At 60.4% G+C, this 14,282-nt stretch carries 12 protein-coding genes and 1 riboswitch; of the genes, 6 read left to right on the forward strand and 6 right to left on the reverse strand.

Annotation, left to right across the window (positions count from 1 at the left end):
- Nucleotides 1-18 precede the first annotated feature (18 nt).
- Nucleotides 19-123, reverse strand: a riboswitch (TPP riboswitch).
- 166 nt (nt 124-289) lie between these two features.
- The gene (locus tag AB4N84_RS07860) at nt 290-1,729 is read left to right on the forward strand and encodes a TolC family outer membrane protein (protein ID WP_460045858.1); all 1,440 of its coding nucleotides are present in this window, start codon (nt 290-292) and stop codon (nt 1,727-1,729) included.
- Nucleotides 1,730-1,876: 147 nt separating this feature from the next.
- Here AB4N84_RS07860 and waaA read toward each other — a convergent pair whose 3' ends face one another.
- Together waaA and AB4N84_RS07870 are read right to left on the reverse strand one after the other, a co-directional pair.
- Nucleotides 1,877-3,154, reverse strand: a complete 1,278-nt coding sequence (waaA, locus tag AB4N84_RS07865; RefSeq protein WP_460045859.1) for a lipid IV(A) 3-deoxy-D-manno-octulosonic acid transferase — start codon at nt 3,152-3,154, stop codon at nt 1,877-1,879.
- Between the two features lie 14 nt (nt 3,155-3,168).
- Complete coding sequence (locus tag AB4N84_RS07870) at nt 3,169-4,053, reverse strand: LysR family transcriptional regulator (RefSeq protein ID WP_167362040.1); 885 nt, start codon at nt 4,051-4,053, stop codon at nt 3,169-3,171.
- A gap of 92 nt (nt 4,054-4,145) precedes the next feature.
- Between AB4N84_RS07870 and AB4N84_RS07875 the strand changes: the two genes are divergently transcribed.
- The 4 genes from AB4N84_RS07875 (at nt 4,146) to AB4N84_RS07890 (ending at nt 7,533) form a co-directional block, all read left to right on the forward strand.
- Nucleotides 4,146-4,478, forward strand: coding sequence for a DMT family transporter (locus AB4N84_RS07875; RefSeq protein WP_460045860.1), 333 nt, complete (start codon nt 4,146-4,148; stop codon nt 4,476-4,478).
- A gap of 65 nt (nt 4,479-4,543) precedes the next feature.
- Nucleotides 4,544-5,719, forward strand: a complete 1,176-nt coding sequence (locus AB4N84_RS07880; RefSeq protein ID WP_460045862.1) for an NAD(P)/FAD-dependent oxidoreductase — start codon at nt 4,544-4,546, stop codon at nt 5,717-5,719.
- Complete coding sequence (locus tag AB4N84_RS07885; protein ID WP_074751762.1) at nt 5,716-6,525, forward strand: aldo/keto reductase; 810 nt, start codon at nt 5,716-5,718, stop codon at nt 6,523-6,525. Before AB4N84_RS07880 ends, AB4N84_RS07885 begins: the two co-directional genes overlap by 4 nt.
- Nucleotides 6,526-6,561: 36 nt before the next feature.
- The gene (locus tag AB4N84_RS07890) at nt 6,562-7,533 is read left to right on the forward strand and encodes a metal ABC transporter ATPase (RefSeq protein ID WP_074751760.1); all 972 of its coding nucleotides are present in this window, start codon (nt 6,562-6,564) and stop codon (nt 7,531-7,533) included.
- A 127-nt stretch (nt 7,534-7,660) separates the two neighbouring features.
- Here AB4N84_RS07890 and hldE read toward each other — a convergent pair whose 3' ends face one another.
- The 3 genes from hldE to AB4N84_RS07905 all read right to left on the reverse strand — a co-directional run bounded on the left by hldE (nt 7,661) and on the right by AB4N84_RS07905 (nt 12,360).
- Nucleotides 7,661-9,082: a bifunctional D-glycero-beta-D-manno-heptose-7-phosphate kinase/D-glycero-beta-D-manno-heptose 1-phosphate adenylyltransferase HldE gene (hldE, locus tag AB4N84_RS07895; protein WP_074751758.1), complete on the reverse strand. Its 1,422-nt coding sequence runs from the start codon at nt 9,080-9,082 to the stop codon at nt 7,661-7,663.
- 309 nt (nt 9,083-9,391) lie between these two features.
- Entirely contained in the window at nt 9,392-11,200 is a 1,809-nt protein-coding gene (gene msbA, locus AB4N84_RS07900; RefSeq protein ID WP_460045864.1) for a lipid A export permease/ATP-binding protein MsbA, read from the reverse strand.
- A gap of 8 nt (nt 11,201-11,208) precedes the next feature.
- On the reverse strand, nt 11,209-12,360 hold the full coding sequence (locus AB4N84_RS07905; protein ID WP_460045865.1) for an O-antigen ligase family protein: 1,152 nt from the start codon (nt 12,358-12,360) through the stop codon (nt 11,209-11,211).
- Between the two features lie 134 nt (nt 12,361-12,494).
- Between AB4N84_RS07905 and AB4N84_RS07910 the strand changes: the two genes are divergently transcribed.
- Nucleotides 12,495-13,100: a BUD32 family EKC/KEOPS complex subunit gene (locus tag AB4N84_RS07910; protein WP_460045866.1), complete on the forward strand. Its 606-nt coding sequence runs from the start codon at nt 12,495-12,497 to the stop codon at nt 13,098-13,100.
- A 5-nt stretch (nt 13,101-13,105) separates the two neighbouring features.
- On the opposite strand, the gene AB4N84_RS07915 is transcribed toward AB4N84_RS07910, so the two are convergent.
- Complete coding sequence (locus tag AB4N84_RS07915; protein WP_460045867.1) at nt 13,106-14,212, reverse strand: glycosyltransferase; 1,107 nt, start codon at nt 14,210-14,212, stop codon at nt 13,106-13,108.
- Between the last annotated feature and the right edge of the window lie 70 nt (nt 14,213-14,282).

Consider the following 14,282-nt stretch of genomic DNA (forward strand, 5'->3'; position numbering starts at 1 on the left):
CTCAAGAGGACTCGCCGGGAGACGAGAAATCTTGTTCCCTACGCAGGCGCTAACCTGATCAGGTTCAACGGGATCCGGATTATCCGATCTCAGCCTCATATCAAGGCACCCCGACAAGAACGGCGTCAGTCTAGTCGCGCGGCAGGGCAAACGCCAAGCGCGGAATTCAAACGCGCGTTAAATGGCCGCTTTACCCGATTGTTGCGGCAATCTTCTGGAACTACACTCGCTACGCGGCGCCAAAGGCGTCTGGACTTGTTCTGGCGACAACTATTACTAGGGAATGTCTATGCTGCGCAAACTTTCACTGGCCATTGCCGTATCGTGTGCTTCGAGTGCAATGGCCGGAGCAGCCGACATGCCGCTGCCGACCAAAACCGGGCTGGTCAGCGTCTATCAGGAAGCGGTAAACAACAACGCAGATCTGGCCGCGGCCCGCGCCAGCTATGACGCCCAGAAGGAAATCGTTCCCCAGGCCCGCGCCGGCCTGCTGCCGAACATCTCTGGCGGCGCTGATGTGAACAATACGCGCACCAAAATCGACGAGCCGTCTGCGGTCATCAATCGCAGTGGCACGGTGTATCGCGCAACGTTGAGCCAGCCGATCTTCCGCGCCGACCGCTGGTTCCAGCTCAAGGCCGCCAAGGACGTGAACGAGCAGGCCATGCTGCAGCTCTCGGCCACGGAACAGAATCTGATTTTGCAGAGTGCCGAGGATTACTTTTCGGTCCTGCGCGCGCAGGACAACCTGGCCTCGACCAAAGCCGAAGAAGCCGCGTTCAAGCGTCAGCTGGATCAGGCCAACGAACGCTTCGACGTCGGCCTCTCGGACAAGACCGACGTGCTTCAGGCGCAGGCCAGCTACGACACGGCGCGCGCCGCGCGGATTGTCGCCAAGCGTCAGGTTGACGACGCCTTTCAGGCCCTGGTGACCCTGACCAACCGCGAGTACAACTCCATTGAAGGCATCGTGCACACGCTGCCCGTACTCGCGCCCTCGCCCAATGACGCCAAGTCGTGGGTCGACACGGCCGCTCAGCAGAACCTGAATCTGCTGGCCAGCAATTACGCCGTCAGCGCCGCCGAAGAAACCCTGCGCCAGCGCAAGGCCGGGCATGCGCCCACGGTCGATGCGGTGGCTCAATACGAAAAAGGCGACAACGACCCGTTGGGCTTCACCAACCCGAACTACACCGGGCAGAGTTTCCACGGCAGCGTCGAGCAACGCACCATTGGCTTGCAGGTGAACATTCCGATCTACAGCGGCGGCCTGACCAGCTCGCAAGTGCGCGAAGCCTACGCCCGCCTGGGCCAGACCGAGCAACAGCGCGAAGGCCTGCGTCGCCAGGTGGTGGAAAACACGCGAAACCTGCATCGCGCGGTGAACACCGACGTCGAACAGGTCCAGGCGCGCAAACAGTCGATCATCTCGAACCAGAGTGCGCTGGAAGCCACGGAAATCGGTTACCAGGTGGGGACTCGCAACATCGTCGATGTACTGGATGCTCAGCGCCAGCTGTATGCGTCGGTGCGTGATTACAACAACACCCGGTACGACTACATCCTCGACAACCTGCGCTTGAAGCAAGCCGCCGGGACGTTGAGTCCTGGGGATCTGCAGGACCTTTCGCGTTACCTCAAACCCGACTACAACCCGGACAAAGATTTCTTGCCGCCGGACTTGGCGAAGGAAGCGGCGAAGAATTTCGAGCGGCCGACTGAGCGGTAAGACGATACTGCTGGAAAACACGCAGCGCCCTGTGGGAGCGAATTCATTCGCGAGGGGGCCGTACAGGCGATAGATGTCTATTGGCTGTACAACCGCATCGCGAATAAATTCGCTCCCACAGGTTATTCCTACATTCGGACGACCGGGTCAGGCATCAATCAACCGACCAATCCCGTCCAGCAACTTCTGCAACGCGCCCTGATTGGCCTTCATGACCGCCAGCCCAGCATCAGCCATGGCCTGCGCTTGCTCTGGCTGCTCGATAAGCCGCTGCACCGCAGCCGCCAATCCTGCCGAATCACTGACCTCTTCCAACGCCCCGGCACTGCGCAGCATCGCGGCGATTTCCAGAAAGTTAAACAGGTGCGGGCCGCTCAGCACCGGCTTGTCCAGCGCGGCCGGCTCCAGCAGGTTGTGCCCGCCGTTGGGCACCAGGCTGCCGCCGACGAACGCGATATCGGCCAGAGCGTAGAGGTACAGCAGCTCACCCATGGTGTCGCCGACCAGGACGGACGTTTCGCTGACCACGGGTTCCGCCCTCGAACGGCGAACGCTGTTGAATCCTTGCTGCCGGCTCAATTCGAACACGCTGTCGAAGCGTTCGGGATGACGCGGCACCAGAATCAACAGCGCATCAGGATGGCTGGTCAACAGCTCGCGGTGAGCAGACAACACGACCTCGTCTTCGCCCGCGTGAGTGCTCGCAGCAATCCACACCGGACGTTGCGCGGTCTGCCACGCTTCGCGTTGCTGCGCTGCGCGCGCCAGCAATTGCGGGTCAATGGTGAGGTCAAACTTGATCGAACCCGTCACGGTCACGCACGCCGGGCGGGCGCCCAAGTCACGAAAACGCTGTGCTTCGGTTTCGGTTTGCACCGCGATCAGGCTCATTTCAGCCAGCATCGGTCGGGTGAGCCCGGCGAAGCGTCCGTAACCCCGTGCGGAACGCTCTGACAGTCGCGCATTCGCAAGAACCGTCGCGATGCCACGTTTCGCACACTGATGAATGTGATTGGGCCACAGCTCCGTTTCCATGATCACTCCGATTTTGGGCTGGATGTGATCGAGAAAACGCCCGGCTGCCCACGGAAAGTCATACGGCAGATAGCAGTGCTGAACGCGCGGCTCGTTGGCGAACATCGACTGGATGCGCTCCGAACCGGTGGGCGTCATGCAAGTGATGGTGATCGGCAGCTGTGGATAGCGTGCCAGCAAGGCCCGAATCATCGGCGCGGCGGCGATGCTCTCCCCCACCGAAACCGCGTGAACCCAGATGCCGCCACGCTGCATCGGCGGCAGTCCACGGGCAAAACGCTCACCGATACGTTGCGCGTAAGCAGGCGCCTTACGAGCGCGAAGCCACAGACGCAGTGCAATCAGAGGCAGGCCAAGGTGAAACAGGACGGTATAGAGGGTTCTATTCATGGGCGCGGAGTTTATCAGCCAATGGCCTTCAAATGATGAGTGAAACACTCGGCCAACCAACGTGCTGCCGGCCCCAATGGTTCGTCACGGCGCCAGACCATTTCAACCACCAGCGCCGGGGGCGTCCACTCGCTGCTCAACTCGATCATCTGGTTCTGGTAGGTCGGGTATTGCACCACGTGCCGAGGCAGCCAGGCCCAGCCCAGACCTCGCATCAACAGCTCGGCCATGACGTAGAAGCTGTCGGCCCGCCACACCTGCGGGCTCAACTGTTCGCCGCCGGGATAACCACTTTGCTGCGGTGCGATAAGCAATTGCCGATGCCGCGCCAGTTGCTGACGGGTAATCAGCGGTTCGCTGGCCAGCGGATGATCGACTGCGCAAACAGTCACCATCTCCACACTGCCCAGCACCCGCCGTTCGAGGGCTTCAGGCATCTGTTCGTGATGAAAAAGCAGACCAAGGTCGGCACGCCGCTCCAGCAGCTTGCGCGCAACATCACCCTGAGCGCCGCTGGCCAGTTGCACTTCGACACTGGGGAAGCGCTCATCGAGAGCCTCCAGACTGTCGAGTACAGGCTGGTAAGGCATGGCCTCGTCGTGTGCGAGCCGCAGCCGCGCCTCCTGCCCGCGCATCAACGCCAGCGCCCGGCCGTCGAGGCGCTCGCACTGGCGCAACAGCTCTCGCGCCTCTTCGAGCAACGCACCGCCCGCTTCCGTCAGACGCGGCTGACGCCCGCTGCTGCGATCGAACAGGCTCACCCCGAGGTCGGTCTCGAGCAGGGCAATCGCATTGCTCACGGCGGATTGCGCACGCCGGGAGTCCCGCGCCACCGCTGAAAACGAGCGCTGATCGGCGACACTGACAAATAGCCTGATCTGTTCGAGGTTCCATTGCATGGCCACGCAACCTATCTTCCAGAGAGATGGGTAATGACTTTACCCCATCTGGGCAATCGCTAGAATCCGCAGCATTGAAGAGGAGTTTCATCATGTCCGCCTACTACCTGCTCGCCATCGCCATCTGCGCCGAAGTCATCGCCACCGTTTCCATGAAAGCCGTCAAAGGTCTGAGCACGCCGCTGCCGCTGCTGCTGGTGATCCTCGGCTACGCAGTGGCGTTCTGGATGCTCACGCTAGTGGTGCGCAGCATTCCGGTGGGCGTGGCCTACGCGGTCTGGGCCGGCATGGGCATCGTCATGGTGAGCATCGCTGCACTGTTCATTTATGGCCAGAAACTCGACCTGCCCGCCATCGCCGGCATGGGGCTGATCGTGGCGGGAGTTGTGGTCATTCAGCTGTTCTCAAAAACAGCAGGCCATTAAAGGGAGGTCATTGAAAAGCGGCTTCCCCTATAATGGCGCGATTCGTTTCGCCATTTGAGGTGCTCATGCCATCCGCCATTTCCACTGACGTTCTGATTGTCGGCGCAGGCGTAGCCGGTCTCTGGCTCAATGCCCGCCTGCGTCGTCAGGGTTTCTCGACCGTCGTGGTGGAAAGCGCCAGCCTCGGCGGCGGGCAGACGGTCAAATCCCAGGGGATCATTCACGGCGGCGCCAAATATGCACTGCATGGGGCATTGTCGGGCGCTTCCGAAGCCATCGCCGACATGCCGCGTCGCTGGCGTGAAGCCTTGTCCGGCAAGGGTGAGTTGAACCTATCGGGTGTACGACTGCTTTCCGAAGCCCACTATCTCTGGTCGCCAGGCACCATCGCCGGCAACCTCACCAGCTTCTTCGCCAGCAAGGCGGTGCGTGGCCGTGTCGATCAGGTCAAAGGCACCGACTTGCCTCCCGCCCTTCAGGACCCACGTTTCAAGGGCAAGGTCTATCGCCTTGCGGAGCTGGTGATCGATGTCCCGAGCCTGATCGAACGACTTGCAGAACTGGCCGGAGACAGCTTGCTGGCTGGCGAAAAGATCGAGCCGCTGCTGCACGAAGGTGAACTGGTCGGCCTGCGCGTCGACGGTCGCGACATTCATGCGCAGCGTGTGGTGCTGAGCGCAGGGGAAGGCACCGCCGACCTGCTCAAAGCGCTGAACATTAATCATCCCGCCATGCAGCGTCGTCCGCTGCACATGGTCATGGTCAAAGGCCCGACGCTCAAACCGCTGTACGCGCACTGCCTGGGCGGTGGCCCGAAGCCGAGGATCACGGTGACCACGCACCCGGCGGCCAATGGCGAGTGGGTCTGGTACCTGGGCGGCGATATTTCCGAAGCGGAAGGCGTTGCCCGAAATCCAGCCGAACAAATCGCCGCGGCCAGAAAAGAACTCGCCCATCTGCTGCCTTGGGTCGACCTCAGCCAGGCGCAGTTCGCCACGCTGCGCGTGGACCGTGCCGAGCCTCAACAAACCGGCCTGGTGCGCCCGGACAATGCGTTTCTGGATGCTCAGGGTCGGCTGATGGTGGGATGGCCGACCAAGCTGGCGCTGGCGCCCGACTTTGCTGATCGTGTGCTGGCCTCGCTGTCGCGGGACGACATTCATCCGATCCCGCAACCGCCTTACAAGGATCTGCCAAGACCGCCGCTCGCCAAACCTGTGTGGGATGTCCTGCTGCCATGAAAACTTTGCACGATCTGCATCGACCGTTGGGCAGCCTCGGCATCAACGTCTCCCCCATCGGGCTGGGGACGGTCAAGCTGGGTCGCGATCAGGGCGTCAAATACCCCAACGGCTTCACGATCCCGGACGACCATGAAGCGCAGATGCTGCTCAAGCTGGCGCGGGATCTGGGCATCAACCTGATCGACACCGCGCCCGCCTACGGCCGCAGCGAAGAGCGCCTCGGTCCGCTGTTGCGCGGCCAGCGTCAGGACTGGGTCATTGTCAGCAAAGTCGGCGAGGAGTTCGAAGCGGGGCAGTCGCGCCACGACTTCACCGCCGCCCACACGCGCCTCTCGGTGGAACGCAGCCTCAAGCGCCTGGAGACTGACTTCATCGATCTGGTGCTGGTGCATTCCGACGGCAACGACCTGCATGTCCTGAATCAATGCGATGTCTATCTAACGCTGGCGGACTTGAAACGCGAAGGCAAAATTCGTGGCTTCGGTTTTTCAGGCAAAACCGTCGAGGGCGGTCTGCTGGCGTTGCAGGACGGCGATTGCGCAATGGTCACCTACAACCTCAATGAACACGCCGAAAAACCGGTCCTCGACTACGCTGCTGCACACCATAAAGGGATTTTGATCAAAAAAGCGTTGGCCAGCGGGCACGTTTGCCTCAGTCCCGGTGTCGATCCAGTGCAGGCCAGTTTCGAGCTGCTGTTTGAGCATCCTGGCGTCACCGGTGCTATCGTCGGGACCATCAATCCACTGCATCTGGCCCATAACGTGGCAACTGCCGCTGAAGTGATTCGCCGTCGAGCCTGATCCGGGCGGCCGACCCCAACGCAAGAAGGAGCCGATATGCCGAGAACCCTGATTCGGAAAAACCCCAGCAACTTCAAAACCCTGCCGTTATTCGTCGAAGCCACTCCCGAGAGCCTGAGCTACCAGAGCGTCGGGATGCCGCTGAATTTCTCCCAGACCCTGCTGCGTCGGCGCAAGATCGAGGTGGAGAACAGCGAGCGTTTTTCCACCGAACTGGCCAACCTCGGAGTGTCGGTACGGCTGACCCTCAACTGGCAGAATCGCGATTACTGGGTGTTGGTGCGTCAGCGTCGCCAGGACCGTGGCGACGTCGTGTTGAAATTGATCTCCGGGTACGTCCCGGCGCATGAACTGAACCTGCCGCTGCACACGGCCATTCAGGAGGTGGCCGAGGAATGCCTGATCGAAACACCGCAAGGCTGGCTCGGCGGGCGTTTCAACGATACATGGCTGCCTGCGCCGTATGCCGCAGCGCTTCATTATCGCGAAGCCATGCCCTTTCGTTTGAGCCCGCTGTCGGGCGCCGCACGACCTGTACGGTGCGGCAGCATGACGTTGATCGAGCGCCCACGCGCTTACGTTCACTTGCCGACCGCGTCGTTGCAACTGATCTACGACATGCGTCTGGAAGTCCCGAAGGAGGCGCGCCCGCTGAGCCTCTTCCATGTGGACGAAGCGCTGGAAAACGACCAACTGGTGGCGCGGCTCAACCGAAGCAAACCGGATCTGTACCTGATGCCGCTGGAAAACGGCTCGCCGCTGCCGGAGCTTTACACCCTCAAGAACGACAAGCTCTCCCCTGCGGGCACTCGGGGCCTGTATCTGGCCGAAAGCTTTGCAGCTCAGGACGGTTGGGTGGTGAGGGACGAGCGCATTCGCTGGAAGGACTGGTTGTTACAACAGGGAATGACACCGCCGAAGCCGAAGAAGACCGGCATCAAGCGTCGCCTGAAAGTGGGTGCCAAGCAGCTGCTGCGCATTGCGCGGCAGAAGCTGCATAAAACTTGATCCAGCGTCGCGGGCCTTGCTCAGCTGTAGGAGCGCGCCTGCCCGCGATTGCTATTTGGCCGGATACATTTGTCGGCTGACCTGGCTCAATCGTGGGCAAGCGCGCTACTACAACAAAGCGACCTGATTACTGCCCGCGGATTTTCTCGACGATGGCCGTGGTTGAGCTGTTTGCCACCAGACCCAGTACGCGCACTTCCCCGCCATACGCCTTGACGATCTCGGCACCAACCACCTGATCGACACCGTAATCGCCGCCCTTGACCAGCACGTCTGGCTTGACGTGAGTGAGCAGATTCTCCGGCGTGCCTTCAGGGAAGCTGATGACCCAATCCACCGCACCCAGACCCGCCAGAACGGCCATTCGCCGGTCCACGCTGTTGATCGGGCGGCCCGGGCCCTTGAGGCGACTGACGGACGCATCGTCGTTGACCGCGACGATCAGACGATCGCCTTGGGCCCGCGCCTGCTCGAGGTAGGTGACATGGCCCGCATGCAGGATGTCGAAGCAACCGTTGGTGAAGACGATCTTCTCGTTGTGCGCCCGCGCATCGTCGATGGCCAGCAGCAACTGATCCAGGCTCAGCACGCCACGTTCAGACCCTTCGGCGCGTTGAATGGCGCGACGCAGTTCCGGAGCGCTGATGGCTGCCGTACCCAGCTTGCCGACAACGATACCCGCCGCCAGGTTGGCCAACGCCACGGCATGCGGCAACTCTTCGCCCGCTGCAATGGCCGCCGCCAGGGTGGAAATCACCGTGTCACCGGCACCGGTGACGTCGAACACTTCGCGAGCGCGCGCAGGCAAATGCAGCGCTGGCTGGTCGGGACGCAACAGCGTCATGCCGTGCTCGCCACGGGTCACCAACAAGGCACCCAGTTCGAGCTCGGCCATCAGTTGTGCGCCTTTGGCGACCAGTTCGGCTTCATCGACACAATGCCCGACGATGGCTTCAAATTCGCTGAGGTTTGGCGTGATGACGCTGGCGCCACGATAGATCGCAAAATCCTTGCCTTTCGGATCGGCCAGCACAGGAATACCACGGTCGCGCGCCGCTTTGATCAACACCTGATGGTTCTTCAACGCGCCTTTGCCGTAGTCGGACAGCACCAGCACCTTGACGCCATCGAGCAGCGAATCCACCTCTTGGCTCAACGACAGCGCGTCGGTGGCAAACGGTTCTTCGAAGTCGATACGCAGCAGTTGCTGGTGGCGGCTCATGACCCGCAATTTGACGATGGTGGGTTGGTGGGCAATGCGTTGAAAGCGCGCCGTTACGCCCGCGGCCTGAAGGCTGTTGCTCAGGCTCTCGGCGGCCTCGTCCTGGCCGGTGACGCCCACGAGGGACGCTTTCGCGCCCAGTGCGGCGATGTTCAACGCAACGTTGGCGGCGCCGCCCGGGCGGTCTTCGATCTGATCGACCTTGACCACCGGCACCGGGGCCTCAGGCGAAATCCTGGAGGTACCGCCATGCCAGTAGCGGTCGAGCATGACATCGCCCACTACCAGAACTGGTGCCTGATCGAAACGCGGCATGGACAACTTCATCGAACAACCCGTAACTAAGAATGAACAGGGGCGGAATCTTAGCACAGGGTTTGCAAAGGCTTGACGCCTTGGGGAAAAGTCGATGTAACGGCAAGCGCAGAAAACACAGTGAGAGCCGCTTGAGGCAAGACAGCTCCCACAGGCCCGAGGTCTGGACATGGGCTCCTGCATCAACCCGGTCTATGTAGGAGACGTCCGAGGTTACGAGGGCAGCGAAGGCGGTGGCTCAATCACCATGGACGCCGCTGACCCACCGCATTCACAATCAAGCCGGCACACATTCATAGCGCCTGTCGCTGAACTCGCGCGTTAAACGGCGCCCACCGGCGCCGGCTCGTCCAGTCCCATCGCGTGAAGGCGAGCATAGTAGCCGTTCTGTGCCAGCAACTCAGAATGGGTGCCACGCTCGACGATGCGTCCCTGATCCATGACCAGAATCATGTCGGCACGCTCGATGGTCGACAGCCGGTGAGCGATCACCAGCGTGGTACGGCCTTTCATCACCTGATCGAGCGCTGCCTGAATGTGACGCTCGGACTCGGTGTCCAGCGCCGACGTCGCCTCGTCCAGAATGAGCAACGGCGCGTTTTTCAGCAGTGCGCGGGCAATGGCCAGACGCTGACGTTGGCCACCGGAAAGCAATACACCGTTTTCGCCCACCTGAGTGTCGAAGCCTTCTGGCAACTGCTCGACGAACTCTTTCGCGTAGGCGTCGGCTGCAGCGGCCTCGATGTCGGCACGCGGCGCGCCGGCCAGATCGCCGTAAGCGATGTTGTTGGCAACGCTGTCGTTGAACAGGGTCACGTTCTGGTTTACCTGGGCAACATGCCTGCGCAGATTACGCAGGCGATAATCTTCGATCTCGACACCATCGAGCAGGATCTGCCCCGATGTGTGGTGATAGAAGCGAGGAATCAGGTTCGCCAGGGTTGACTTGCCACTGCCGGACCGCCCCACCAGGGCGATCATCTGACCCGGCGCCGCCGAGAAGCTGATGTCGTGCAGCACCTGACGTTCGGTTTCAGGGTAAGTGAAGTTCAGGTTGCGAACTTCCAGACGCCCCTCGACCCGATCCCTCTCAATGGTGCCGGTATCGACTTCCGGCTCGACATCAAGCTGTTCGAAAATGCTCTCGGCGCCCGCGACGCCTTTCTGGATCGTCGAGCTGACTTCAGATAGCTGACGAATCGGTTTGGGCAGCAGACCGGCTGCGGTGATGTAGGCCACCAGATCACCGGCGGATGCGTCGCCCCTCAGCCACAGAACAAGGAACATCAGCACGGCCATGGCGGTGTAGATCACCAGTTGCAGCATGGGGGTGTAGACCGCCCCGGTCTTGGTCATGCGCAGTTGCTTGTCGGTGTTGCTGGTGCTGGCCTTGGCGAAGCGCTCTTCTTCGTACTTCTCGCCACCAAAGCTGCGAACGACGCGATAGCCTTGAATGGTTTCCGACGCGACGTGGGTCACGTCACCCATCGCCACCTGGATTTTCTTGCTCTGCTTGCGAAACTTCTTGCTGGAGCTGCCGACCATGAACGCGATCAAGGGCAGGATCGCCAGCATGACGATGGTCAGTTTCCAGTTCATCCACACCAGATACAGGAACAGGAACACGATGGTCAGGCCTTCGCGGATCACGACCTTGATCGCATCGGTCGCAGCCCCCGTGACCATGGTCACGTTGAAGGTGATGCGGGAAATCAGATGCCCGGAGTTGTGCGTATCGAAATACCGGTTCGGCAGAACCAACAGCTTGTTGAAGAGTTCGACGCGCAAATCATGCACCAGGCCCAGAGAGACCTTGGCCAGGAAGTAGTTACCCAGATACGACCCCAGACCCTGCCAGGCCGCGATCAGTACGATCAGCAGCGGCACGGCCTGCAGTAGCTGCAGATCCCTGAGATAGGGCACATTGGGGAACAAGGCCGCTTCAGGGTTGGTCAGGCCGTCGACAAAATATTTGAGAATGCCCGCCAGCATGGGCTGGGTGGAGGCAAAGATCACGAAACCCACAATGCTGAGCAGAAAGATGCCCACGTAAGGCTTCACGTAGTTCAACAGTCGAAGATAGATTTTCAGGCTGGAGCTCTGTCCGCTATCGGACCCTTTGTCACTCATCGTAAAGCTCACTGGTTGAATTGAACGCGGGATTTTACCACAGCCGGGCGCGCGTCCCGTGCCCATACCAGAACGCTGGCCAGACCGATGGGCAGCCAACTGATGAACCACTCGGCCCTTGGCGTTCCGGTCAGGCTTGCGGCGTCAAACTGCATCGCCAGCGTGGAAAACACCCAGATGCCCATCAGGCAACGACCAAGGGCGGTATCCCGGGCACGCCAGCATTCCCACAGCACGGTCAACCACACGGCCGCCCAGAGCAACATGCCCGGCAACCCGAGCTCGATCGCGACATGGGTAAACAGGTTGTGGGAATGATCGAACCGTATACCGCTCGCCAGCACCTTGTAATCGGAGCCCAGGCCGAGGCCTGTCCACGGATGATCGCCGATCATTGTGACAGCTGAAGCAAAAATTTCGGGACGGTAAGAAGATCCGCGCGCGACCATCAAAGGTTCCAGCAACCAGAAACCGACGATGCCCACCACAATCGCCGCAGCCGAGACTGTCCAGGCCCGAGGGTCACGCCACCAGATGGGCAATACGATGACGGTCAGGAAAAGCGCCAGCACCGCACCCCGGCTCTGAGACATGACCACAAAGGCTAGCGAGAACAACAGCCCGAGCAGCCAGAAAGCCTGCAAGATCTTTTTTTGGGGCGGCAGAAGCAGCGTCCAGACTGCGCCGACGCCAATCACGTAAGCACCGAGGATCGGATGACTTAACTCACCGATCCCTTCCAGTCGGGCGATCCACGGGTTGTGTTGATAGACAAAGAACCTGAGGATCGAAACCAGGGCCGCCACCGCCATTCCTGCGCCGCTCCACTGCAGCAAGCGAACAACCCTTTCCTGGCCAACGACGGCGAGAACGGGAAAGAACAGAATGAAAATGGCGATATAGAGAACGCGCTTCAGCTCCCGGTCCGGCTCGCTCGTCGCACTCCAGGACAGGGTGATGGTTGCCCATATCGCGAACAGAACCAGAAGCAGGCATAGCAATCGCTGCGCGCGGAAAAACGCTTGAAAGTTACTGCGAGCCGACCACGCCAGGATAATCGTAGGTAGCCAGAGAAACACCACTAAACCCTGTTGGTACACCTTATTGGCGGGTGCGAAACCAATGGCCAGCACAAACCACAGAAATCCGACGGACAGCAACGTTCGCGCCCAGAGACTTGAATGCATCTTTTCTCCCTAACAATTTCGACCAGCCGACCACCATGGTTAAAGCGCTCGCTTTTGGGCATCATTGCCTCTTCAACGGTTCGCAACTTCCATAAGGCTTTTTACTGATGCAATGCTCTCGGCTCTCAAAAGCCGCTTTAGACCAAATGATCGTCGGCGCCTCAGTGCTGGAAGCCGACAGCTATGGCGCGAAAGTGTACAGGTTGCAGGGGGGCAATATCCTTAAACTCTTCAGGCGTAAACGCTGGTTTTCGTCTGCCTTGCTACGACCGTACTCCAGACGCTTTATCGACAATGCTGTACAGCTTGAAAAACTGGGTGTGCCGACGTTGAAGGTCGTTCACTTCTACGCACTCGAGCAACCGGGCATGACCGCCGTGCTGTACCAGCCCTTGCCAGGCGAAACACTTCGCCAACTGGCAAAAGCCCCGGGATTCAGCTGGGCACAGGCGCTTCCCGCGCTGATCGGGTTGATCCGCGAACTGCACCGCTCAGGCGTCTATTTCCGCTCGTTGCATCTGGGCAATATCGTGGTCACGCCAGACAAGACTCTGGGACTGATCGACGTTGCCGACATGCGTTTTTTCAAGGCGCCCCTTTCGGAAAGCCTGAAGAAGCGCAACGTTCAGCATTTCGCCCGCTACATCGAACGAGAAAACCTCGGTGACGAGTTTCCCTTGCAGGACCTGGAGCACGCCCTGCTGAACACCTGATGAGGCTAGGGACGATCCGGGGCAAGCAGGGCGCGGGAATCATTGCAGAATTGCAACCACACCCGCTCCGGGGCCAGGGCGCGGTACTGAGAGGCCGATATGCTCTCGCTTTCCTGTGCAGCAAACTGATCGATGGCGGCGACCCACGCCGGCACATCCGCGACAGGGACGTAGCGCCCGGCCTCGCCCAGTTGCTCACGAAAAACCTCGAGATCGCTGGACAGCACAGGAACGCCGGCTATGACCGCTTCCTGCAGAACCAGCCCGAGGCCTTCTTCGCGCGATGGAATCACGACCCAATCGAATCCGCGATACAGCTTCGCCAGGCCTGGCTTGTGACCCGGCAGAAAGACTTTATCCGCCAGATTCAACTGCCGAATCTTGCCTTCCAGGACTCGACGATCCGGCCCTTCTCCGACGATGACCAGTTTCAGATCAGGATGGCGAGTCAGCGTTTGGGAAAACGCGTCGAGCAAATAATCGAAGCCTTTATCGGCGACCAGCCGTCCAACGGCCCCCATGACCCGCACTCCGCTGCTGGGCAGGTCCATCAGACGACGGGCCTGCTCACGTTCTTGCAGCTCCAGACAAAACAGCTCGGGATCGAGCGCGCTGCGAAGCGCCTGAACGGGCAACCCGAGTGACTGCTTGAGTGACGAGGCAAGGGTCATGGAGACGGCCGCCAATGTCAGCCGCTCGGCAGGAAAATCCTGAAAGAGTGTCTTTTGCTCTTCGCTCAGGCGAGTGGCGCCATGAAACACCACCACAGCCCTGATATGAGGCATGGTTTTCAAGACCGGAAGCAGCACGCGTGAAGCCCCCAGACCGTCGAGCAACACGACCCGAGCGTCACAGTCGATCAGGGCCTTGCGCAGGCGCACGTAGAGGACCGGCTTGAGAAAGCGCCAAAAATGCCTCGCCTTCAATTGGTGAGAGGAAAACCCCCATTCACGAATAGCCGCACCTGGCGTGGCAGCCGCACCCTGCCGCCCCTTGAGAAACCAGGTTTTGACTTCGATTCCCGGGTCCAGCTGCGAAACGATTTGATGATGCACCTTGTGCACCGACGAAAATGGCGCGCCGCTCGACCACATCACGTTCACGAGGCTCATTTTGCACCGCGCCTTGACGGGAAGGTCACTACATCCCTGCAGATAGAATCAATCAATGATAAAGCCAATG

This window comes from Pseudomonas sp. S2_H01 (assembly GCF_054668305.1).